This window comes from Pseudoxanthomonas mexicana (assembly GCF_014397415.1).
Taxonomy (GTDB): Bacteria; Pseudomonadota; Gammaproteobacteria; order Xanthomonadales; family Xanthomonadaceae; genus Pseudoxanthomonas_A; species Pseudoxanthomonas_A mexicana.
Genome location: NZ_CP060731.1, coordinates 2,103,475 through 2,123,243, shown reverse-complemented (window position 1 = coordinate 2,123,243; position 19,769 = coordinate 2,103,475). Strand labels below are relative to the sequence as shown.

Genomic DNA, 19,769 nt, shown 5'->3' with positions numbered 1-19,769 from the left:
ATGCGACAAGTCTTTTCCAGCCAGCGCATCGAAACCGTCGAGGGCGTGGCCAAGCTGCTGACCGATGCGGGCATTGCCGTGCATATCAGCAACGGCCGCTCCTACCAGAGCAAGCGCAGCGGACAGTTCAGCTATACCGAGCCGGTGAAGGCGCAGCTGCAGCCCGCCGTGTGGGTGCGCCACGCCGAGGACCAGCCGCGCGCGCGCGAACTGCTGCGGCAGGCCGGCCTGCTGGAGACCACGCGCCCGGGCCAGGGGCCTACGCTGACCTTCCGCAGCCCGCAGGACACACCCGCCGCGCCGCAGCGCTCCTGGGCCTGGCGGATCCGTCTGGTGCTGCTGGCGCTTATCGCGCTGGCCGCCGCCATCATGTGGATGCGGCGCCCGGCGCCTCCTCCTGCCGCTCCGATCCCCGTACCGGCGCAGCCGAAGCCGGCGCCGGCCGACGAAGCGCCCGAGGAAGACCGCATCCGCATCCAGCCTGCCACCGGCGGCTGACCGCCCGGCCGTGGGATCCGGTCACATCCGTCGTCCCGACCCGTCAGGGTCATCAGCCCACCCGATGATCCTGACGCCATGAACGCCCTCGCCCTGGACCTGATGCTGCAGACCGAACTGCCCGCCGCCACGCGCGGCAGCCAGGAGGCCTATGGCCGCATCGTCCACGCCTGCCAGAACACCGTCACCGCCATCGCGCTGGCGATCACCCGCGATGTGCAGGCCAGCGAGGACATCGCGCAGGAAGCCTTCCTCAAGGCATGGCAGCAGCTGGACCGGCTGAAGAACACGGCCAGCTTCCTGCCGTGGCTGCGCCAGATCACCCGCAACCTGGCCCGCGACTGGCTGCGCGCGCAGCACGGCCGCCCGATGTCGGGCGAAGTGGCCGAGATCGCGATCGGCATGGCGGCCGATCCCGACCCGACGCCCGCCGAACGCCTGCTGCAGACGGAAGAGGAAGTGGTGGCGGCCGACATCATTTCCTCGCTGCCGGAAGACAGCCGCGAAGCGCTGCTGTTGTTCTATCGCGAAGGTCAGAGTTCGCAGCAGGTCGCCGAACTGCTGGGCCTCAGCGACGCCGCCGTGCGCAAGCGCCTCTCGCGCGCCCGCGCCCTGGTGCGCGAGGAACTCCTGCAGCGCTTCGGCGAGTTCGCGCGTTCCACGGCACCGACCGCGGCCTTCACCATGATCGTGCTGGGTGGACTGGTCGGCGCAATGCCGGCGGCCAGCGCGGCGACGGTCATCGGCTCCGGGGTGCTGGGCACGGGCCTGCTGGGCAAGCTGGGCACGGGTGGCCTGACCACCGGCGGCGTTACCGGCGGGGTGGCCGGCGGCTCGCTGGGCGTCATCCTAGAACACGTCACCCACCATCCCGCCGCTCTGGGCGGCGCGGTGGGCGGCGTGATCGGCGGCCTGATCGGGTACGCCTTCACCTGGTGGTATCTGGCCCGCTTCTGCCAGACCGCGCAGGAACGCCTGCAGGTGCGCCGCTTCATGGCGCTCAACGCGAGCACCGGCGCGGCCTGGATGGTCGGCCTGATGCTGGCGACCCTGCTGGCCCCGGGATGGCGGACGATCCTCGCCGTCACCGTGGCGGGGATGTGCGTGATCAACTACCAGTACCTGGTCACCCTGCCCCGCATCATGGACCCGATCCTGGCCCATCCCGCCAACGCCCGGCGCCGGCGGGGCTACGAGTACATCATCGGCCGCAAGGCGGTGGCGCTGACCAGCGTACTCGCCCTGGCGGCGATCCTGTACGCGCTGGTGGGCAGCGGACGCCTGACCTTCTAGTTCCCGCATCGCGCCGCCCGGGTCACACTCGGCGCCGTCGGTCGTCGTGCCTGCACGAACCGAACGAGCGGAGACCCGATGGACACCCTGACGATCGAACTTTCCCTGCGTGATGCACTGCCGGCCGCCGCGCGCGGCGACCAGGCCGCCTACGGCCGCGTGGTCGCGCTGTGCCAGAACGCCGTCACGGGCATCGCCCTGGCGATCACCCGCGATGTGCACGCCAGCGAAGACATCGCCCAGGAGGCCTTCCTGAAAAGCTGGCGCCAGCTGGCGACGCTGAAGAATCCCGACAGTTTCCTGCCGTGGCTGCGGGAGATCACCCGCAACCTGGCCCGCGACCACCTGCGCGCGCAGCGCCGGCGACCGATGACCGGCGAGACCGCCGAGATCGCGCTCACGCTGGCGGCCGATACCGCGCCCACGCCTGCAGAAGCGCTGCTGCAGACGGAACAGGAAGCCGCGGCGCGCGAGGTCATCGCCGCCCTGCCGGAAGACAGCCGCGAGGTGCTGTTGCTGTACTACCGCGAAGGCCAGCGCTCGCAGCAGGTCGCCTCGCTGCTCGGCATCACCGACGCCGCGGTGCGCAAACGGCTGTCGCGTGCGCGCCAGTACGTGCGCGAAGAACTGATGGCGCGCTTCGGCGAGTTCGCGCGCGCTTCGGCGCCGTCTGCGGCATTCGCCAGCGGCGTCCTGGGCATGATCGCCATTGCGGCGCCACCGTCGGCGGGTGCGGTGGTCCTGGGTGCCGGCGGCGCAGCGGCCGGCAAGGGCCTGCTCAAACTGGTGGGGGGCACGTTGGGCGCGGCCGCGTTCGGCACGCTGGTCGGCATCGGCGCGGTGTGGTTCGGCATCCGCAAGCCGTTGAAGGATCCGCTGGACGCTCGCGAGCGGCGGGACCTGGTGTTCTATGGCGCGTTCTGCACCCTGCTGATTCTCGGCTTCATCGTCGGCATCATGGCACTGACGCAGGTGCGCGGCTGGGTGCCTCACCTGGGACTGACCCTGGTCTACATGGGCGGCATCTGCTGGGCCAGTGCGATCTGGCTGCCGCGCATCCTGCGGCGGCGTCAGGCCCGTGACCTTCAACGCGACCCGGAAGGCACGCGGCGGCAGATAGAACGCCAGCGCTTCTGGCGCGTGTGGGGGCTGGTGATCGCGATCGGACTCGCAAGTGCGGGCGTGATCGCCGGGTTGGTGATGTCCGGCCGCCTCGCGTTCTGAAGCCCGATGGCGCGTGCACCCGGATGGCCGGGTGCACGCCGTTCCGCTCAGCGGTGGGCAGGCTTGCCTGCCGCCAGCTCGTCCCTGGACAGGGAACCGTCCTTGTTGGCGTCGAGGGCGTCGAAGCGCGAGGCCAGGCGGCTGTCCTTCACCTCATTGCGCGACAGGCGACCATCCTTGTTCGCATCCGCCGTCGCGAAACGCGCGTCCATGCGGGCCTGCCTGCGCTGACCGGCCTCGGCACGGCGCGCAGCGTGAGCCTGGTCGATCTCGGCACGCGTCAGCTTGCCGTCCTTGTCGGCATCGGCCTTGGCGAACCACGCATCCCGATGCTGCTTGCCGCGCAGTTCACGGTCGACGCGATCGATCGCGCCATCCTTGTTGGCATCCAGCGTGTCGAAGCGTTGGGCGAACGACGGATCGGCTGCCGCCTCGGCACGGCTGACCTTGCCGTCGCCATCCGCGTCCAGCTTCCTGAAGGCGATTCCGCCACGCTCGCCACCGCCATGGCGGCCGGGACCGCGCATGCCCTTGCGCTGCGGGCGTTCCTCGGCGCTGAGCTTGCCGTCACCATTTTTGTCCAGATCTGCGAAGCGTTCGGCCAGGCGCGGATGCGCGGCGGCTTCGGCCTTGTCGATCACACCATCGTTGTTCGCGTCCAGGCTCGCGCGCGTCGGCTTGTGCGCACCGCCTGCCTGGGTGGCGGCCAGTGCGGAACCGGCGCCGAGGGCGGCCAGCACGGCCACGAAAAGCAGGGTCTTGCGATTCATCGTGTTCTCCTGAAGACGCGGCGCCAGATGCGCCACTGGCAGGGAGAACGCCTGCCTGCGCGCCGGGTTGACGCGCTGACGGGCGCGTTCAGCCGGCGGACGGTCGCGACCCACGCGACGGGAGCACCGCAGTATGCTGCGGGCATGCCCCACGCCCTCGCCCGCGCGCTGTCGATCTTCGGCCACCCGATGCTGGTGCTGCCGCTGGCCGTGGTGACGCTCGCGCTGGCACGTGGCGAGCGCGTCACCGCGGTCTGGTCGGCAGCGGGATTCGGCGCGTTCGCCGCCCTCGTCATGGGCTATTCGGCGTGGCAGGTGCGGCGCGGCCGCTGGGCGCACGTGGATGCCAGCGCGCGCCACGAACGGGGGCATCTGAACCGCTTCCTGTTCGTGGCGCTGGCCGCCGGGGCGGCGCTGGTGGCATGGCGCGGCACGCAGCCGGTGTTCGCGCTGGGCATGGCAATGTCGGCGGCGATGATCCTGGCCGCGATGGCCAGCGCACGCTGGTGCAAGCTGTCGCTGCACATGGCGTTCGCGGTGTTCGCCGCCTGGCTGCTGCGCGAACTCGGCACCATCTGGACGCTGGCAGCGATGCTGTTCGCCGTCGCGGTCGCGTGGTCGCGCCTGGCGCTGCGCCGGCACGAGCCGCGCGACCTCGTGGCCGGTGCGATCGCGGGAACGCTGGCGGGCGCCGCATTCTGGCCGCTCGCCGCGCGCTGGATGCCATGACAGTGGGCGAGAACACCCAACCGATCGACGACCTGCGCCTGTTCCACACCGGCGAACACCCGTGCGGCTACTGGCCGGACCGGGTGGCACGCGACCTGGTGCTGGATCCGCGCGATCCCCGCCTTCCGCAGCTGTACCCCGATGCGCTGTCGTGGGGTTTCCGCCGCTCGGGCGACATCGTCTACCGCCCGCACTGCCGGCAATGCCGCGCCTGCGTGGCGGTACGCATTCCGGTGGCGGATTTCGCGCCCGACCGCAGCCAGCGGCGCTGCGCCGCGCGCAATGCCGGCGTCGAAACGCGCATCGTCGCCGCGCTGCGGAGCGACGAGCACCTGGCGCTGTACCAGCGCTACCTGGCCGCGCGGCATCCGCTGGGTGGCATGGACGAGCATGGCGCCGTGGAGTTCGACCAGTTCCTGGTGGGCAGCTGGTCGCGTGGCCGCTTCGTGGAACTGCGCGAGGCGGGCGAACTGCTGGCGGTGGCGGTGACCGACGTGATTCCCGGCGCGCTGTCGGCCGTGTACACCTTCTACGACCCCGCACAGGAAGCGCGCAGCCTGGGCACGCTGGCCATCCTGCGGCAGATCGAGTGGGCAAAGCGCGACGGCTATTCGCATCTCTACCTCGGCTACTGGATCGACGGTCATCGCAAGATGGACTACAAGCGGCGCTTCCGGCCGCTCGAGCACTTCGACGGTCGCCAGTGGCGCCGCGCCGGGTAGGTGGCGCCAACGCGGGGATGTCATCCGTGCATGGCATCATGGCGGCATGCGAATCCCTGCCGCCCTGTTTCCGATGATCCTCGCCCTGGCCGCCTGCAGCGGCGCCGCCCCGCAGCGCGGAGATACCCCGCCACACGAGACCCCGATGCGCGTCGCCACTTACAACACCTCGCTGTTCTCGGACGAGGCCGGCGGCCTGATCCGCCAGTTGGAAGGCGACGATGCGCATGCGCGCAAGATCGCGGCCGTGCTGCAGAAGATCCGGCCCGACCTGGTGCTGCTGAACGAATTCGACTACGACCCGGCGCATCGCGCGGCCGACCTGTTCCAGCAGCGCTATCTGGACGTCGCTCAACCCGGTGGCGGCGAACCGCTGCGTTATCCGTACCGCTATCTCGCGCCGGTGAACACCGGGGTGCCCAGCGGGCTGGACCTGGACCGCAACGGCAGCGTCGGCGCCCAGGGCCGCGAGCGCGGCAACGACGCCTGGGGCTACGGCCTGCACCCGGGCCAGTATGGCATGCTGGTGCTGTCGCGCTTTCCGATAGACGAATCCAGCGTCCGCACCTTCCAGCTGTTGCGCTGGAGCACGCTGCCCGGGGCCGCCAATCCGGTCGATCCCACCACCCGGCAGCCGTTCTACACCGACCGCGTCTGGACGCAGTTGCGGCTGTCGTCCAAGTCGCACTGGGACGTGCCGGTGCGCACACCCGGCGGCACGGTGCATTTCCTGGTGTCCCATCCCACGCCGCCGGTGTTCGATGGCCCGGAGAACCGCAACGGACTGCGCAATGCGGACGAGATCCGGCTGTGGCGCGAGTACCTGACGCCCGGCGACGCGCCGTGGCTGTGCGACGATCAGGGCCGCTGCGGGGGCCTGCCCGCCGATGCGCGCTTCGTCATCGCCGGCGACCTCAACAACGATCCCGCCGACGGCGACGGCCAGCATGAGGCCATCGTCGAACTGCTCGAACATCCGCGCGTGCTGCGCATGGCCACTCCACGCAGCGAGGGCGGCGAGGAGACCGCGCTTGCCTATGCCGCCAAGGGCATGCAGCGCCGTGGCGCGCCGGCGCACGTCACCGGCGATTTCGGACGCCGCAACGGCGCCCTGCGGCTGGACTACGTGCTGCCATCCACGGGCCTGACGCCCGTGGGCAGCGGCGTGTTCTGGCCGAAGAAGAGCGATCCGGACGCCGCCATCGCCGATGGCAGCGATCATCACCTGGTGTGGGTGGACCTTACGCTGTAGGCACCGAGGCGGGCGCGGGGGCGACGCGCGGACCGAAACCGAACACGGCTTCGCTCTGCGCCGACACGATCATCCGGATCATGCTGCCGGGCACCATCAGTTCCACCTGCACATCGTGGCCTTCGGCGTCCTTGCCCACCAGGGTCATTTCGGTGAAGGCGCCGCCGGTGTCGATCTCCCGGCAGAAGATGTGCGGGCCGTCGGGCTGGCTGGTCAGGTAGGGCTTGATCGCTTCGCCCAGGGCTTCGAGCGCCTGCGGGAAGAAGAACACGGCATAACCTCCATGGCCATTCATCGCGCGCACCTCACTTCAGTTCGATGGTGATGGCCGCGGCGGCGGCGCGGGCCTTGGAGCGGGCGATGTCGACGTCCTCGCCCCGCGCCAGCGTCACGCCGACACGACGGTGGCCTTCGACGCGCGGCTTGCCGAACAGGCGCAGCGCGGTGTCTGGCTCCTCCAGCGCGCCTTCCACATTCCCGAACACCGGCACGCCATGGCCGTGCGCCAACATCGCGCACGAAGCCGACGGGCCGCTCTGGCGGATCACCGGAATGGGCAGACCCAGGATGGCACGCGCGTGCAGCGCGAACTCGGACAGTTCCTGCGAGGCGAGCGTGACCAGGCCGGTATCGTGCGGACGCGGCGAGACTTCGCTGAACCACACCTCGTCGCCCTTCACGAACAGCTCCACGCCGAATAACCCCCAGCCGCCCAGGTCGTCGGTCACCGCCCGGGCGATCTGCTGGGCCCGTTCCAGCGCGCGCGGCGACATCGGTTGCGGCTGCCAGCTTTCGCGGTAATCCCCATCCTTCTGCCAGTGGCCGATGGGTTCGCAGAACGCGGTGCCACCGGCATGGCGCACGGTCAGCAGGGTGATCTCGTAATCGAAGTCGATGAAGCCTTCCACGATGCAGCGGCCGGCGCCGGCGCGGCCGCCGGTCTGCGCGTAGTCCCACGCCGGATCGATGTCGGACTCGCTGCGCAGCGTGCTCTGGCCCTTGCCGGAAGAGGACATCACCGGCTTCACCACGCACGGCAGACCGATGGCGCGCACCGCCTCGCGGTATTCGGCCTGCGTGTCGACGAAGCGGTATGGCGAGGTCGGCAGGCCCAGCGTCTCGGCAGCGAGCCGGCGGATGCCTTCGCGGTCCATCGTCAGGCGCGCGGCACGTGCGGTCGGGATCACCCGGGCCGCGCCCTCCGCTTCCAGCGCGACCAGCGTCTCGGTGTGGATCGCCTCGATCTCGGGCACGACCAGATGCGGCTGCTCCCGGGCGATCAGGGCACGGATCGCGGCCGGGTCCAGCATGTCCAGAACATGCGAACGGTGCGCCACCTGCATGGCCGGCGCGTCGGCGTAGCGGTCGGCCGCGATCACCTCCACGCCCAGCCGCTGCAGCTCGATGGCCACCTCCTTGCCCAGCTCGCCTGACCCGAGCAGCAGGACACGGGTGGCGTGGGGAGACAGCGGCGTTCCGAGCGTGACCATGGGCGACTTCCAGGAAAGGGGGGCGCCAGTGTAGCGGCCGGCCCGACGGATGGCGGCCCGGACCGTTGACATTTGATATCAAATTGATATCTGATAGACCCAAGCCAATCCAGGGGACCGACCATGCTCCATGTGATCAAGCAGATCCAGCGTCGCTGGCCCGCCCACGCGCCCCGGATCATCTGCGGCCTGCTTCTCCTCTCCGTGGCCCTGCTTGCGCTGGGCAGCGGCCTGTCGCTGCGGTAACCCTGTCCCGAGACCAAGACCATGAAAGAGAACGCCAAATCGTCGCTGCCCGGAATTCCCACCCTGCTGGGCCTGCTGGTGCTGGCACTGGGAGTCGCCGCCCTGTTCCTCAATGGCGCCGCCCACAAGCAGCCTGTGCCCATGGTGGTGGCCGCCCTGCTCGGCTTCGCCGTGATGTTCCTGATGGCGGGCCTCTACAAGCTGGAGCCCAACCAGTCCGCCGTGCTCAGCCTGTTCGGCAAGTACGTCGGGACGGTGAAGGACAACGGCCTGCGCTGGAACAACCCCTTCTTCAGCAAGCGCAAGGTCTCGCTGCGCATCCGCAACTTCGAAAGCAGCCGGCTGAAGGTCAACGAGCTGGATGGCAGCCCCATCGAGATCGCCGCGGTGATCGTGTGGCAGGTGGTGGATTCGGCGGAAGCGGTGTTCAACGTGGACGACTACGAGAGCTTCGTGCACATCCAGTCCGAGGCCGCGTTGCGTGCCATGGCGTCCAGCTATCCGTACGACCAGCACGAGGAAGGCCAGATCGCGCTGCGCAGCCATCCGCAGGAAATCTCGCAGCACCTGCAGGAGCAGATCGCCGAGCGGCTGGGCAAGGCCGGCGTGGACGTGATCGAAGCGCGCATCAGCCACCTGGCCTATGCGCCCGAGATCGCCCAGGCCATGCTGCAGCGCCAGCAGGCCAATGCCGTGATCGCCGCGCGCACGCGCATCGTCGCCGGTGCGGTGGGCATGGTGGAGATGGCCCTGGCCGAACTGCAGAAGAACGACGTGGTGAAGCTGGACGAGGAGCGCAAGGCGCAGATGGTCAGCAACCTGCTGGTGGTGCTGTGCGGCGAACGCGGCACCCAGCCGATCGTCAACACCGGTTCGATCTACTGACGGGCACCAGGCCATGCATGCGCTCGCACCCCTCGTCCTCGCGCTCTCCGGCCTGCCCGCGCTGCTCATCGGCGCGTGGGTGAGCCGGGCACGCGATCCGCGTTCGCGCGGCATGGCGCTGCACTGGGTGCTGATCGGCCTGACGATCCAGGCCGGCGCGGTCGGTGTGTACTGGGCGGGAGGCGACGACCGCGTGGCGCAGGGTGTCGTGATCGCGATGGTGGTGCTGGTCAACGCGCTGATCGTCTCGATGGTGCTGCAGCTGCGTCGCAGAGGTAAGCGCCCGTGAGCGAGAAACAGGACAAGAAGGCCTACCCGCTGCGGATCAGCGCCGATGTGCTGAGCGCGGCGCAAAGGTGGGCGGACGACGAGCTGCGTTCGCTCAACGCACAGATCGAATACGTGTTGCGCGACGCGCTGCGCAAGGCAGGCAGGCTGCCCAGGACCGGCACGGCGCCGGACGCCCCCAAGAAGGAGTCGCCATGAACCCCCGATGGAGCCACAAGGTCATCGAAATCCCGTACAAGATGTTCGCGGGCAAGCTGACCGACCGCATCCAGCAGGAGCTGGACAAGATGAGCGCGCAGGGCTGGGAGCTGGTCAGCACGCTCTTCATCGAACACGAAGTCTCGGTGCGGCTGTTCTTCAAAAAGCCCGCCTGATCCCCCACCGCACGGAGTTCTTTTCATGCAGCAGCCGCAGGACATCCCCGTCGCACCGGTGCCGACCCATGCGAACGGGTGGCTGTGGTTGCCGCTGGTGCTCGCGATCGGCGCCGCTGCCGCCGCGATGACGCTGGAATCGGATACCCCGCCACCGCTTGCGGCCTGGCTGACCCTACCCTTCGTCCTGCTGGTCGGCGGGGTACTGGCCATGGCGATGCGACGGCGCGCGATCGTTCTGGACAACCGCGAACTGCAGGTCCGCGCCACGTTCTATACGAAGCGGTTCGCCATCGAGGCGATCGACCTGGACAAGGCCCGCGTGGTGAGTCTGGAAGAGCACACGGAGCTTTCGCCCACCCTGAAGACCAATGGCTTCAGCCTGCCCGGATTTAAGGCCGGGCATTTCCGCCTGCGCAACCTCGGCAAGGCCTTCTGCCTGGTCACCGATCGCACGCGCGTGCTGGCGCTGCCGTTGCGGGACGGCAGCCTGGTGCTGGTCAGCCCTGAGCGCCCGGCCGAGCTGCTGGCGCGACTGCGCGAGCTGGCGGCACCAATGACCCGCCGCTAAGCTGCGGGCATGCGCCGCCTGCCCGCCCTGCCCCTGAAGTCGGTCCTGCTCAACACGTCGCGGATCGAACTGTGGCCGGCCGACCTGCTGCGCGCACGCAGCAACGCCGATGCCCGCGTGCTGGCAGGCGCGTACGCGGTGCTGCGTCGCAAGCAGAATGGCCGCTACCTGGCGGCGGTGTCCGCGCGCGGCGTGCATCCGCTGGCGACCGGCCTGCCGCGCCAACCCGGCCTGGACGAGGCGTGGGCCGCCCTGGACCGCTTCGAATCGGCCACCCGCGGTTTCGACGCCGATGCCCAGGGCCTGCTGCCGCTGCATGCCCTGCAGGAACGCCTGCATGCCCTGGGACTGGACGATGCGGCCTACGCCGAACGCACCGGCCTGCCCCTGGTCGCCGAACCGGCCGCCCTCGCCTTCGCAGGACGCGATCGCTACCGCCGCCCGCTCTGGCTGACGCGTTCCGCTGGGCGCGGATGGCAGGCGATGCGCGCCGCCGCCGCACGCGATGGCGTGGTGCTGGAGGCCATCTCCGGCTATCGCAGCCACGACTACCAACTCGGCATCTTCGAACGCAAGCGCGCGCGCGGACAAAGTGTCGAGGAGATCCTCCACGTCAACGCCGCGCCCGGCTACAGCGAACACCATAGCGGCCGCGCGCTCGACATCGGTACGCCGGGCGAACCGCCCGCCGAGGAGTCCTTCGAGCACACCACCGCTTTCGCCTGGCTCACCCGGCACGCAAGCGATTTCGGCTTCGTCATGAGTTACCCGCGTGGCAACCCGCACGGCATCGTGTATGAGCCATGGCATTGGTACCATCTGGGCCGTGACGGCGGTGCCGACCGCTGAAGCCAGGGCCGAACGCCGGCCATCAGGGGGAACGCGTGGAGAATCCGTACCAAACGCCCGCGGCGGATGTCATCGCGGCGCCTGCCACGCACACGGCGTGGGCCTTCAAGGACCCCACATGGTTGACCTGGGTCTGCCGCGCCTGCCTGGTCGCCGGCGCATTGGTTTCGTTACTGATGATCGCTGTGGTGGCGCGACAGTATTCGTTGTTCGAGGAAGCCGCGGCCAATGGTTGGACGGTGGATGACGTTTATGCGGAATCGGGCCTGACCTTTCTCGCCGCCACGCTCCTGCAGTTCATGACGATGATGGCGTCGTTCGTATTCATCGGCATGTGGATCTATCGCGCGGCATGGAACGGACGCGTCTTCGCGGGTGCCCGGCAGCTGGATTTCACGCCGGGCTGGTCGGTCGGCTGGTACTTCCTCCCCATCGCCAACCTGTGGAAGCCCTACCAGGCCATGAAGGAGATCTGGCGCGCCAGTGCTCGCCCGGACAAGGTCGACGAAGCCGAGGTTCCCGGCTGGCTTCCGCTCTGGTGGTTCCTCTGGCTAGCCTTCAGCATCACGAGCAACTTCGCCGGCCGGAATTCCATGAAGGCCAACACGCCGGAGGCGGAAATGGACGCCGCGCTCGCGTCCATCACCTGCGATGCGATCAACGTGCCTCTGTGCTTCGTTCTCTTGCTGATCATCACGCGCGTGCACCGCATGCAGTGGCAACGCCAGACCGAGCGCCTGCAGGCGCTCGCGGGCTGACCCCGGGTTTCGAACCTAGTCCTGCGACCGCTTCGTCGCCGTCTTCGCTTCGGTGCCGAAATCGGCGATGCGCCACAGGTACTGCGCCGCGTAGGTGCGGTAGGGCCCCCATTTCTCGCCGCGCGCCAGCAGTTCCTTCGGCGTGGGCATGACCTCCTGCCGGTCGACGAACTGCGCGCCCTTGCGCACCCCCAGGTCGTCAATCGGCAGCACGTCCGGGCGGCCCAGGCGGAACATCAGCATCATTTCCACCGTCCAGCGGCCGATGCCGCGGATGGGCACCAGCGCGGCGACGATGTCGTCTTCGCTCATCACCGACATCTGCCGGAGGGTCGGGATCTCGCCCCGCTGCTCACGCGCCGCCAGGTCGCGCAACGCCAGCGTCTTGTTGCCCGAGACGCCGCAGGCCCGCAGGGCCGCGTCATCGATGCGCCCCAGGGTGTCGAAGTGCAGCCGCGTGCTGCCGATGGCCGCTTCCACGCGACCGACGATGGTCGCCGCCGCCTTGCCGCTGAGCTGCTGGTAGAGGATCGCGCGCGCCAGCGCATCCACCGGATCGAACGGTTTGCGCCAGGTCGGTTGCGGTTCGATGTAACCGATCCGCTTCATCCACGTGCCGAGCTTGCGATCGCGCCGGCTCAGGTGGTCCCAGGCCTGTTCGGTATCGAAGCCGCGCGCGTGCCGGGGCATGTCAGCGGCGGATGGCGTCGATCGCCCACAGCACCCAGCCCAGCATCAGCATGATGCCGCCGGCCGGCGCCAGTCGCGTGCTGGTTCCGACCATGGCTCCGGCGACCAGGCTGCCTGCGAACAGCAGCGTGCCCAGCAACAGCAGGGACAGGGCGGCCTTGCCCATGCGACGCGTGGTCCCCGCGCCCAGCGCCGCCAGCGCCAGGCCATGCCCGAAGCCGAACAGTGCCGCCGTCTGCAGGTTCGACTGCGCCTGCCCATCGCCGACGCCGTGCGATGCGTAGGCCGACAGCCCGACCGCGGCAGCGGCCAGCAGGCCGCCGCACAGGGCCAGGAAGGAGGGTTTGCGTTGACGCCGGTCGTAGTTCATGGATTCAGCGGACCTCGCGGGGAGACCGGCATCCTGCCAGTGGCGGAAGGCATTGCGGAAAACCGATGCCCGGAAACGCAACGCGCCGCATGAAGCGGCGCGTTGGAGGCGTACCTGTCATCGAAGATGCAGGGCCGGGCGGTGTTACTGCTTGACCGCCCAGTAGATGTCGAACTTGCCGTCGCCCTCGAAGGCGCCGTCGACGCCGGACTTCCAGGACTCGAACGGACGATCGACCACTTCGTGCCCGGCGGTGACCGCCCAGGCGCGCAGCGCGTTGCGCTGGTTGTCCAGTTCGGCCATGTAGCCGGTGTAGCTGGCGAAGGCGAGCTTGCGCGGCTCGGAGCGCACGTACTCGACCGGGGCGCCCGACGGAATGGTGACCTTCAGCTCACCGGCGGAAGCGACCGGGGCCGGCGCGGCGGCCGGGGCGGCTTCGCCCTCGGCGGCGGCATCGGTCTTCGGCGCGGCCGAGCCCTTGCGGACCGGCTGGGCGACGTCGAAGGCGTACTTCTCGGCGCCGTAGTCGGTGGTGATGATGCGCACCGGGCCGGCGGCCACCAGGCCGTTGGCCTCCATCACGCGCTTGATCCACTCCTGGTTCTGCTTGATCGAGGCCTTGATGGCGTCATTGGTGCGGTCGATGTTGCCGGCGTTCACCACCAGCAGGTCCTCGGCAGGCAGTTCGACCAGCTTCAGGTCGGTCAACGGGCTGCCTTCGGTGCGGTAGTCGAAGTTCGGCACGGTGGCCAGCATGTTGGTCAGCTTGGACAGGCCGGCCTTGACCGCATCGCCGACGTGGCGGCTGACGTACATGCCGGCGTAGCGCCCGATCAGGTTCCAGCCGTAGGTGACCTCATAGGACTGGGTAATCTTGACGTTGCGGTTGTTCTTGCCCGTGGGCTCCAGCGCGAAGGTGCTGCGCTTGTCGGTACCCATGCGCTTGTCGTTGATCGCATAGACGATCTTGCCCGGGCCGCCGGTCGGGGCGGGACGCTCGCTCTCGACGATCTCCCAGCTGCCCTGGCCCCAGGCCGGGTTGGCGGAGTTGAAGTCGACCTTGGCGCCGACGCCGGTATTGTCTTCGCCACCGGAGTAGCTGAGTTCGTTGGCCGCGCTCGGAACCAGCGGGTTCCAGTCCTTCAGTCGGCGCACGTTGTTCAGCGTGTCGAACACGATGGTCATGCGGCGGTTGGTCTCGACGCTTTCCTGCAATTCGCGCGAGGACGGCAGGATCAGGCCGATCACCAGAAACAGCGCCAGGACCAGCGCCAACGCAATCACGAACTCGATCAAACGGGTCATTCAGGAGTCTCCGGGGGCCGGTGCCTCGGCCGTGAAAAAAATGCACCGCGCATCCTAGCAGGGTTGCCGGGCTTCGCGCAGCCCATCTGACACCGGTTGGCCGCCCTATTCCGGGGCGTATGGAACCCCTTGCGGGTCGCGACCCGCGTGCCGCTGCGAATCCCGTGCGATGGCGTGCCCTGGCGTGAAACGAAGGCCACGCCGCGTGCATCACCCGGTTCTGCGGACGGCGCAAACCCCCCGCACGGCGGAGCCTGGCCCGGCCGCCCTGCTCAGACGAGCTGCAGTTCGAAGGCCTTCAACACCGCCCGGGTACGGTCGCGCACGCCCAGCTTGGACAGGATGTTGGACACGTGGTTCTTGATGGTGCCCTCCGCCACGCCCAGTGAATTGGCGATCTCCTTGTTGGAGAAGCCGCTGGCCATCAGCCGGAGGATCTCCGTCTCGCGGTCGGTCAGCGGATCCGGGCGGTCCAGGCTGACGAATTCGTTGCGCATATGCTCCAGGCCGGAGAGCAGGCGCTGGGTGACGGCGGGCTGCACCAGCGAGCCGCCATCGGCCACGGTACGGATCGCGCCGACCAGCTGCTCCAGCGAGACATCCTTAAGCAGATAGCCCTTGGCGCCCGCCTTCAGGCCGGCCAGCACCAGCTGGTCGTCGTCGAACGTGGTCAGGATGATGGTCGGCGGCAGCTGCCCCGCCCGGGCCAGGGCCTGGAGCGCCTCCAGGCCGGACATCACCGGCATGCGCATGTCCATCAGCACGACATCCGGCTTCACCTGCGGCACCAGGTCCACGGCCTGCTTGCCGTCGGCGGCCTCAGCCACCACCTCGATGCCGTCGTCCAGCGCCAGCAGGGAGCGGATGCCCTGGCGCACCAGAGTTTGATCGTCGACCAGACAGACACGGATCACGGGGTTCCTCCGGAGCTGAGCTCGGGTGTGGGTTCGGGTGGGGAAACGGGAAGAGGGGCGAAGGCCGGCGCGGCCTCGCTGACGGGCAGCTCGATATGCAGGCAGAAGCCATGGCCGGGCCGCGTTTCGATGCGCAGCGCGCCGCCGTACTGGGCCAGGCGTTCACGCATGCCGGTCAGGCCGTTGCCCGCCACCACCTGCGGGCTTCCGGCACCATCGTCGCGGGCATCGATCAGGATCCTCGCGCCGTCGCGCCGGCAGTGCAGCCACAGGTTGCGCGCGCCGGCATGGCGCACGGCATTGGTGATGATCTCCTGCGTGCAGCGCAGCAGGACATGGGCGCGATGCGGGTCCTCCAGCGTCAGCGGCTCCTCGATGTCCATGTGGATCGCGAGCGAGGGGACCTTCTCGGCCAGCGGCACCAGTGCCGCACCCAGGTCGATCGCGCCACTGTCGCGCAGCTGGCTGACGGCTTCGCGCACGTCGGTCAGCAGCAGCCTGGCCAGGGTATGCGCCTGGCGCACGTGTTCCTGCGCCCTCCCCTCGGTCATGTGGCCGGCCACTTCCAGGTTCAGGCTGAGGGCGGTCAGGTGGTGCCCCAGCAGGTCGTGGAGTTCGCGGGAGATGCGCGTGCGCTCGTTCACGCGGGCGCTTTCGGCCAGCAGCACGCGGGTGGCGCGCAACTCGGCGTTGAGACGGCGCTGCTCCTCGCGGGCCTGGGCCTGCTGGCGCGCGACGTAGGTGGTGATCATCACGAAGGCGGCAAAGCCCACGTAGAACATGGACTGGAACAGGGCCTCCCAGAACGTGAACTGGTCCCGGGTCATCGTCATGAAGGCCGGCACCAGGGCCACGTGGGCCGCGATCAGCCAGGCCATGGCATAGCGCAGGTCGAGCAGCCACGGCAGCACACCGGCCATGATCATCAGCAGGACCGCGCCCAGGCCCGTTTCGGTGTAGACGCCCACCCCGATGGCCGCGGCCGTCAGCACCATGGCCAGGGGGATGTTCCAGGCCAGGGGAAGCCCGTCCCGACGGCCATCCAGCACGCGTGTCGCCAGCCAGTAGCAGCCGCCGAAGCTCAGGTAGCTGAGCGCCGCCATCGGGATGTTGACGGGCTGACCGTTCGGCGGCGGCACCACGACATTGAGGATGATGGGGATCCCCACCAGGGCCCAGGTGTAGAGGCCGGCGGCGCGCAGCAGGCGGGTGTGGCTGAGTCGTCCCAACATCCGGGCATCTTAGGCGGAATCGCCCGCGCCCATGTCCCAACTAAAGTCATGCCGGGCCTGGCGCACGCGACCGCGGGGTTCATCCGCGGCTCACCCGGCGCCTGTCCGGTGCTGCGGCAGCATGCGATAATCCGGGCTTGGCTGCGTGCCGCCCTGCAAGACCCGTTCGGAGTCAGGTAATGTCGATTGTCATCCGCGACGTGCGCGAGCACGAGCTGGATTCCGTCCTAGCCCTCAACAACAATGCCGGACTGGCGATCCTGCCGCTGGATTCGGCCAAGGTCCGCCGCTTCTACGAGACCGCCGAGTACTTCCGCGTCGCCGAGCGCGACGGCAACCTGGCCGGCTTCCTGGTCGGCTTCGGTTCCGGGGCCGGCCACGACAGCAGCAACTTCGCCTGGTTCGGCGAGCGCTACCCGCAGTTCTTCTACATCGACCGCATCGTGGTGGCCAGCCGCCGTCGCGGCGGTGGCGTGGGCCGCGCCTTCTACGCCGACGTGCAGAGCTATGCCGAACTGCGCTACCCGCAGCTGGCGTGCGAGGTGTTCCTCGACCACGGCGCCGATCCGGCGCTGCTGTTCCATGGCAGCTTCGGCTTCCGCGAGGTAGGCCAGCACGTGATGGCCGAAGCGAATGTCCGCGCCAGCATGCTGATGAAGGAACTGTGCAGCTACCCCTGGGTGCACGACACCTATGGCGACGCCCTGCCCGACGTCGCCTGGGCCCGCACCCGCCTGCAGGCCGATGCCGGCGTCCAGCGGCCGACCGGTACATGAGCGTGACGCGAGCCCCCATGGACTACGAACAGGCCGGCGAACTGAAGATCGGCCAGGTCGGCATCGCCAACCTCCGCATCCGTACCCTCGACGTGGACCAGCTGATCCGCGAAATGCGCGAACGGGTCGAGCGCGCCCCCAAGCTGTTCGGCCGTGCCGCCGTGATCGTGGATTTCGGTGGCCTGAGCCGCCTGCCCGATGCCGACACCGCGCGCGCGCTGATCGACGGCCTGCGCGGCGCCGGGGTCATCCCGGTGGCGCTGGCGTATGGCACCCGCGACACCGAAACCCTGGCCGAACAGCTGGGCCTGCCTCTCCTGGCCAAGTTCCGCGCCCAGTACGAACCTGTCGGAGGCGCTTCGGCCCCGACCGCGTCCGCCCCGCGCCCGGTCGCGTCCGATGCCGCGCCTGCGAAAGCGGCGCCGGCGCCCGCCGCGCCGAAGGCGGCCGACATCAAGCCCGGCCTCGTCCAGAAGACACCCGTGCGCTCCGGCCAGCAGCTTTACGCCGAGAACCGCGACCTGACCGTGCTCAGCACCGTCGGTGCGGGCGCCGAGGTCATTTCCGACGGTTCCATCCACGTCTACGGCGCGCTGCGCGGCCGCGCCCTCGCCGGTGCGCGCGGCAATGCCGACGCGCGCATCTTCTGCCGTGAATTCCATGCCGAACTGGTCGCCGTCGCCGGCCACTACAAGGTGATGGAGGAAGTGCCCAAGGAACTGCGCGGCAAGGCCGTGCAGATCTGGCTGGACCAGGACCAACTCAAGATCGCCGCGCAGGACTGATGCGCGGCTCCGACCGAACATAAGAACGACCAAGGAGAACACCGTTGGCTGAAATCATCGTAGTCACGTCCGGCAAGGGCGGCGTGGGCAAGACCACCACCAGCGCCAGCATCGCGTGCGGGCTGGCCCGCCGCGGCAAGAAGGTCGCGGTCATCGACTTCGACGTCGGCCTGCGCAACCTCGACCTCATCATGGGCTGCGAGCGTCGCGTGGTGTACGACTTCGTCAACGTCACCCAGGGCGAGGCCACGCTGAAGCAGGCCCTGATCAAGGACAAGCGATTCGAGACGTTGTACGTGCTGGCCGCTTCGCAGACGCGCGACAAGGACGCGCTGACGAAGGAAGGCGTGGAGAAGGTGCTGAAGGACCTGTCCGACGACGGCTTCGACTTCGTCGTGTGCGACTCGCCGGCCGGCATCGAGAAGGGCGCTTTCCTCGCCATGTATTTCGCCGACCAGGCCATCGTGGTGGTGAACCCGGAAGTATCCTCGGTACGCGACTCCGACCGCATCCTCGGCCTGCTGGACTCCAAGACCCGCCGCGCCGAGAACGGCGAATCGCTGAAGGCCAACCTGCTGCTGACCCGCTACAACCCGGCGCGCGTGGAGGGCGGCGAGATGCTCAGCATCAAGGACGTGGAGGAAGTGCTGGGCCTGAAGACCCTCGGCGTGATCCCCGAGTCCGGCGACGTGCTGAACGCCTCCAACAAGGGCGAACCGGTCATCCTCGACCTGGAGTCGCCGGCCGGCCAGGCCTATGACGACACCGTCGCGCGCCTGCTGGGCGAGGACCGCCCGCTGCGCTTCACCACCCTGGAGAAGAAGGGCTTCTTCAGCAAGTTGTTCGGAGGTTGAGCATGGGCCTGTTCGATTTCCTGAAGGCGAAGAAGAACACCGCCGAAACCGCCAAGAACCGCCTGCAGATCATCATCGCGCAGGAGCGCAGTTCGCGGGGGGCGCCCGACTATCTGCCGCTGCTGCGTCGCGAACTGCTGGAAGTGATCAAGAAGTACGTCAACGTCGATGTCGATGCGGTCAAGGTCGACCTGATCAAGGACGGCGACCACGACGTGCTCGATATCTCCGTCGCGTTGCCGGAAGGCAACACCTGACAGGACCGGGCTGCTCGTAGGAGCGCCCCATGGGCGCGATGCTTTTCGATGCGTGGCGGAAAACAGAAGCATCGCGCCCATGGGGCGCTCCTACAGGTGTTTTCCCATGATGGCTGACTCTTCCGACGCCGACGCCGCCCCGCCCGACGTGCTGCGGGTACGCGACCTGCCGCCCGGCGCTGCTGATGCCCTGCTTGCATCCCATGGCCTGCAGCTCCATTTCGTCGACGATACCGCCCCGATTCCCGGCAGCTTCTGGGGCGAACCGGAAGCAGGCGTGATCGCCCACAACGTCTACGTCCGCGGCGATACGCCGGTGCATTCGATGCTGCACGAAGCCTGCCACCTGATCGTGCTTCCGGCCGAACGGCGCGCGCAGGTGCACACCGACGCCACCGACTCGGTGATCGAAGAGGATGCCACCTGCTGCCTGCAGATCATCCTGGCCGACGACCTGCCGGGCGTGGGTCGCCACCGGCTGATGGGCGACATGGATGCCTGGGGGTACACCTACAGGCTCGGATCGACACGGGCGTGGTTCGAGCAGGATGCGGACGACGCCCGCGCCTTCCTCAAGGAGCGCGGGCTGCCGCATCGCTGAGGCTGGTCGCCCCCACTTGCCGCCCCCGCCGCCCCT

Annotated in this window: 27 protein-coding genes; 19 read left to right on the top strand and 8 right to left on the bottom strand. The window is 68.7% G+C overall.

Going from position 1 to position 19,769, the window contains the following annotated elements:
* The 3 genes from IAE60_RS09865 to IAE60_RS18955 all read left to right on the top strand — a co-directional run bounded on the left by IAE60_RS09865 (position 1) and on the right by IAE60_RS18955 (position 3,015).
* Positions 1–498: a putative signal transducing protein gene (locus IAE60_RS09865; RefSeq protein WP_187572117.1), complete on the top strand. Its 498-nt coding sequence runs from the start codon at positions 1–3 to the stop codon at positions 496–498.
* Between the two features lie 78 nt (positions 499–576).
* A complete protein-coding gene (locus IAE60_RS09860) occupies positions 577–1,791 on the top strand; it encodes an RNA polymerase sigma factor (protein ID WP_187572116.1) in 1,215 nt (404 codons plus the stop codon).
* A 78-nt stretch (positions 1,792–1,869) separates the two neighbouring features.
* Positions 1,870–3,015, top strand: a complete 1,146-nt coding sequence (locus tag IAE60_RS18955; RefSeq protein ID WP_187572115.1) for an RNA polymerase sigma factor — start codon at positions 1,870–1,872, stop codon at positions 3,013–3,015.
* A gap of 47 nt (positions 3,016–3,062) precedes the next feature.
* Here the strand turns inward: IAE60_RS18955 and IAE60_RS09850 are convergent, their stop codons facing one another.
* Entirely contained in the window at positions 3,063–3,785 is a 723-nt protein-coding gene (locus tag IAE60_RS09850; RefSeq protein ID WP_187572114.1) for an EF-hand domain-containing protein, read from the bottom strand.
* Between the two features lie 144 nt (positions 3,786–3,929).
* Between IAE60_RS09850 and IAE60_RS09845 the strand changes: the two genes are divergently transcribed.
* The 3 genes from IAE60_RS09845 to IAE60_RS09835 are packed head-to-tail and all read left to right on the top strand — an operon-like array spanning position 3,930 to position 6,488.
* Positions 3,930–4,514 carry a phosphatase PAP2 family protein gene (locus tag IAE60_RS09845; protein ID WP_187572113.1) on the top strand — a complete coding sequence of 195 codons (585 nt, stop codon included), beginning with the start codon at positions 3,930–3,932 and terminating at the stop codon, positions 4,512–4,514.
* Positions 4,511–5,236: an arginyltransferase gene (locus tag IAE60_RS09840; protein ID WP_187572112.1), complete on the top strand. Its 726-nt coding sequence runs from the start codon at positions 4,511–4,513 to the stop codon at positions 5,234–5,236. The genes IAE60_RS09845 and IAE60_RS09840 overlap by 4 nt, the downstream gene beginning before the upstream one ends.
* 46 nt (positions 5,237–5,282) lie before the next feature.
* Positions 5,283–6,488: an endonuclease/exonuclease/phosphatase family protein gene (locus tag IAE60_RS09835; RefSeq protein ID WP_187572111.1), complete on the top strand. Its 1,206-nt coding sequence runs from the start codon at positions 5,283–5,285 to the stop codon at positions 6,486–6,488.
* Here IAE60_RS09835 and IAE60_RS09830 read toward each other — a convergent pair.
* Both IAE60_RS09830 and purT read right to left on the bottom strand, forming a co-directional pair.
* Positions 6,478–6,783 (bottom strand): hypothetical protein, encoded by a 306-nt coding sequence (locus tag IAE60_RS09830; protein ID WP_185895644.1) that lies wholly within the window; start codon positions 6,781–6,783, stop codon positions 6,478–6,480. The two genes, IAE60_RS09835 and IAE60_RS09830, sit on opposite strands and share 11 nt — an antisense overlap.
* 10 nt (positions 6,784–6,793) lie before the next feature.
* Complete coding sequence (gene purT, locus IAE60_RS09825) at positions 6,794–7,978, bottom strand: formate-dependent phosphoribosylglycinamide formyltransferase (protein ID WP_185895643.1); 1,185 nt, start codon at positions 7,976–7,978, stop codon at positions 6,794–6,796.
* 123 nt (positions 7,979–8,101) lie between these two features.
* On the opposite strand from purT, the gene IAE60_RS18930 reads away from it, so the two are divergent.
* The 8 genes from IAE60_RS18930 to IAE60_RS09790 are packed head-to-tail and all read left to right on the top strand — an operon-like array spanning position 8,102 to position 11,949.
* Complete coding sequence (locus IAE60_RS18930) at positions 8,102–8,224, top strand: hypothetical protein (protein ID WP_274382093.1); 123 nt, start codon at positions 8,102–8,104, stop codon at positions 8,222–8,224.
* A 21-nt stretch (positions 8,225–8,245) separates the two neighbouring features.
* A complete protein-coding gene (locus tag IAE60_RS09820; RefSeq protein ID WP_187572110.1) occupies positions 8,246–9,109 on the top strand; it encodes an SPFH domain-containing protein in 864 nt (287 codons plus the stop codon).
* A gap of 13 nt (positions 9,110–9,122) precedes the next feature.
* The gene (locus IAE60_RS09815) at positions 9,123–9,398 is read left to right on the top strand and encodes a hypothetical protein (protein ID WP_187572109.1); all 276 of its coding nucleotides are present in this window, start codon (positions 9,123–9,125) and stop codon (positions 9,396–9,398) included.
* Positions 9,395–9,595, top strand: a complete 201-nt coding sequence (locus IAE60_RS09810; protein ID WP_187572108.1) for a type II toxin-antitoxin system antitoxin — start codon at positions 9,395–9,397, stop codon at positions 9,593–9,595. The genes IAE60_RS09815 and IAE60_RS09810 overlap by 4 nt, the downstream gene beginning before the upstream one ends.
* The gene (locus IAE60_RS09805) at positions 9,592–9,771 is read left to right on the top strand and encodes a DUF4177 domain-containing protein (RefSeq protein ID WP_185895639.1); all 180 of its coding nucleotides are present in this window, start codon (positions 9,592–9,594) and stop codon (positions 9,769–9,771) included. Before IAE60_RS09810 ends, IAE60_RS09805 begins: the two co-directional genes overlap by 4 nt.
* Positions 9,772–9,796: 25 nt before the next feature.
* Positions 9,797–10,342 (top strand): PH domain-containing protein, encoded by a 546-nt coding sequence (locus IAE60_RS09800; RefSeq protein WP_187572107.1) that lies wholly within the window; start codon positions 9,797–9,799, stop codon positions 10,340–10,342.
* A 9-nt stretch (positions 10,343–10,351) separates the two neighbouring features.
* Complete coding sequence (locus IAE60_RS09795) at positions 10,352–11,191, top strand: M15 family metallopeptidase (protein WP_187572106.1); 840 nt, start codon at positions 10,352–10,354, stop codon at positions 11,189–11,191.
* A 35-nt stretch (positions 11,192–11,226) separates the two neighbouring features.
* Positions 11,227–11,949 carry a DUF4328 domain-containing protein gene (locus IAE60_RS09790; protein WP_187572105.1) on the top strand — a complete coding sequence of 241 codons (723 nt, stop codon included), beginning with the start codon at positions 11,227–11,229 and terminating at the stop codon, positions 11,947–11,949.
* A gap of 15 nt (positions 11,950–11,964) precedes the next feature.
* On the opposite strand, the gene IAE60_RS09785 is transcribed toward IAE60_RS09790, so the two are convergent.
* The 5 genes from IAE60_RS09785 to IAE60_RS09765 form a co-directional block, all read right to left on the bottom strand.
* Positions 11,965–12,639, bottom strand: a complete 675-nt coding sequence (locus IAE60_RS09785; RefSeq protein WP_187572104.1) for a DNA-3-methyladenine glycosylase family protein — start codon at positions 12,637–12,639, stop codon at positions 11,965–11,967.
* A 1-nt stretch (position 12,640) separates the two neighbouring features.
* On the bottom strand, positions 12,641–13,009 hold the full coding sequence (locus IAE60_RS09780; RefSeq protein WP_185895634.1) for a DUF423 domain-containing protein: 369 nt from the start codon (positions 13,007–13,009) through the stop codon (positions 12,641–12,643).
* 144 nt (positions 13,010–13,153) lie between these two features.
* The gene (locus IAE60_RS09775; RefSeq protein WP_185895633.1) at positions 13,154–14,314 is read right to left on the bottom strand and encodes a polyketide cyclase; all 1,161 of its coding nucleotides are present in this window, start codon (positions 14,312–14,314) and stop codon (positions 13,154–13,156) included.
* 272 nt (positions 14,315–14,586) lie between these two features.
* The gene (locus tag IAE60_RS09770) at positions 14,587–15,228 is read right to left on the bottom strand and encodes a response regulator (protein WP_162109974.1); all 642 of its coding nucleotides are present in this window, start codon (positions 15,226–15,228) and stop codon (positions 14,587–14,589) included.
* Entirely contained in the window at positions 15,225–16,460 is a 1,236-nt protein-coding gene (locus IAE60_RS09765) for a sensor histidine kinase (protein WP_187572103.1), read from the bottom strand. The genes IAE60_RS09770 and IAE60_RS09765 overlap by 4 nt, the downstream gene beginning before the upstream one ends.
* A gap of 179 nt (positions 16,461–16,639) precedes the next feature.
* On the opposite strand from IAE60_RS09765, the gene IAE60_RS09760 reads away from it, so the two are divergent.
* From IAE60_RS09760 to IAE60_RS09740, 5 genes are all read left to right on the top strand, one after another.
* The gene (locus IAE60_RS09760; protein ID WP_187572102.1) at positions 16,640–17,236 is read left to right on the top strand and encodes a GNAT family N-acetyltransferase; all 597 of its coding nucleotides are present in this window, start codon (positions 16,640–16,642) and stop codon (positions 17,234–17,236) included.
* Positions 17,233–18,021 (top strand): septum site-determining protein MinC, encoded by a 789-nt coding sequence (gene minC, locus IAE60_RS09755; protein WP_244966546.1) that lies wholly within the window; start codon positions 17,233–17,235, stop codon positions 18,019–18,021. The genes IAE60_RS09760 and minC overlap by 4 nt, the downstream gene beginning before the upstream one ends.
* 44 nt (positions 18,022–18,065) lie before the next feature.
* The gene (minD, locus tag IAE60_RS09750) at positions 18,066–18,875 is read left to right on the top strand and encodes a septum site-determining protein MinD (protein WP_162109971.1); all 810 of its coding nucleotides are present in this window, start codon (positions 18,066–18,068) and stop codon (positions 18,873–18,875) included.
* Positions 18,876–18,877: 2 nt separating this feature from the next.
* Positions 18,878–19,132: a cell division topological specificity factor MinE gene (minE, locus tag IAE60_RS09745; RefSeq protein ID WP_093296824.1), complete on the top strand. Its 255-nt coding sequence runs from the start codon at positions 18,878–18,880 to the stop codon at positions 19,130–19,132.
* 109 nt (positions 19,133–19,241) lie between these two features.
* On the top strand, positions 19,242–19,733 hold the full coding sequence (locus tag IAE60_RS09740) for a hypothetical protein (RefSeq protein WP_187574721.1): 492 nt from the start codon (positions 19,242–19,244) through the stop codon (positions 19,731–19,733).
* Positions 19,734–19,769 lie beyond the last annotated feature (36 nt).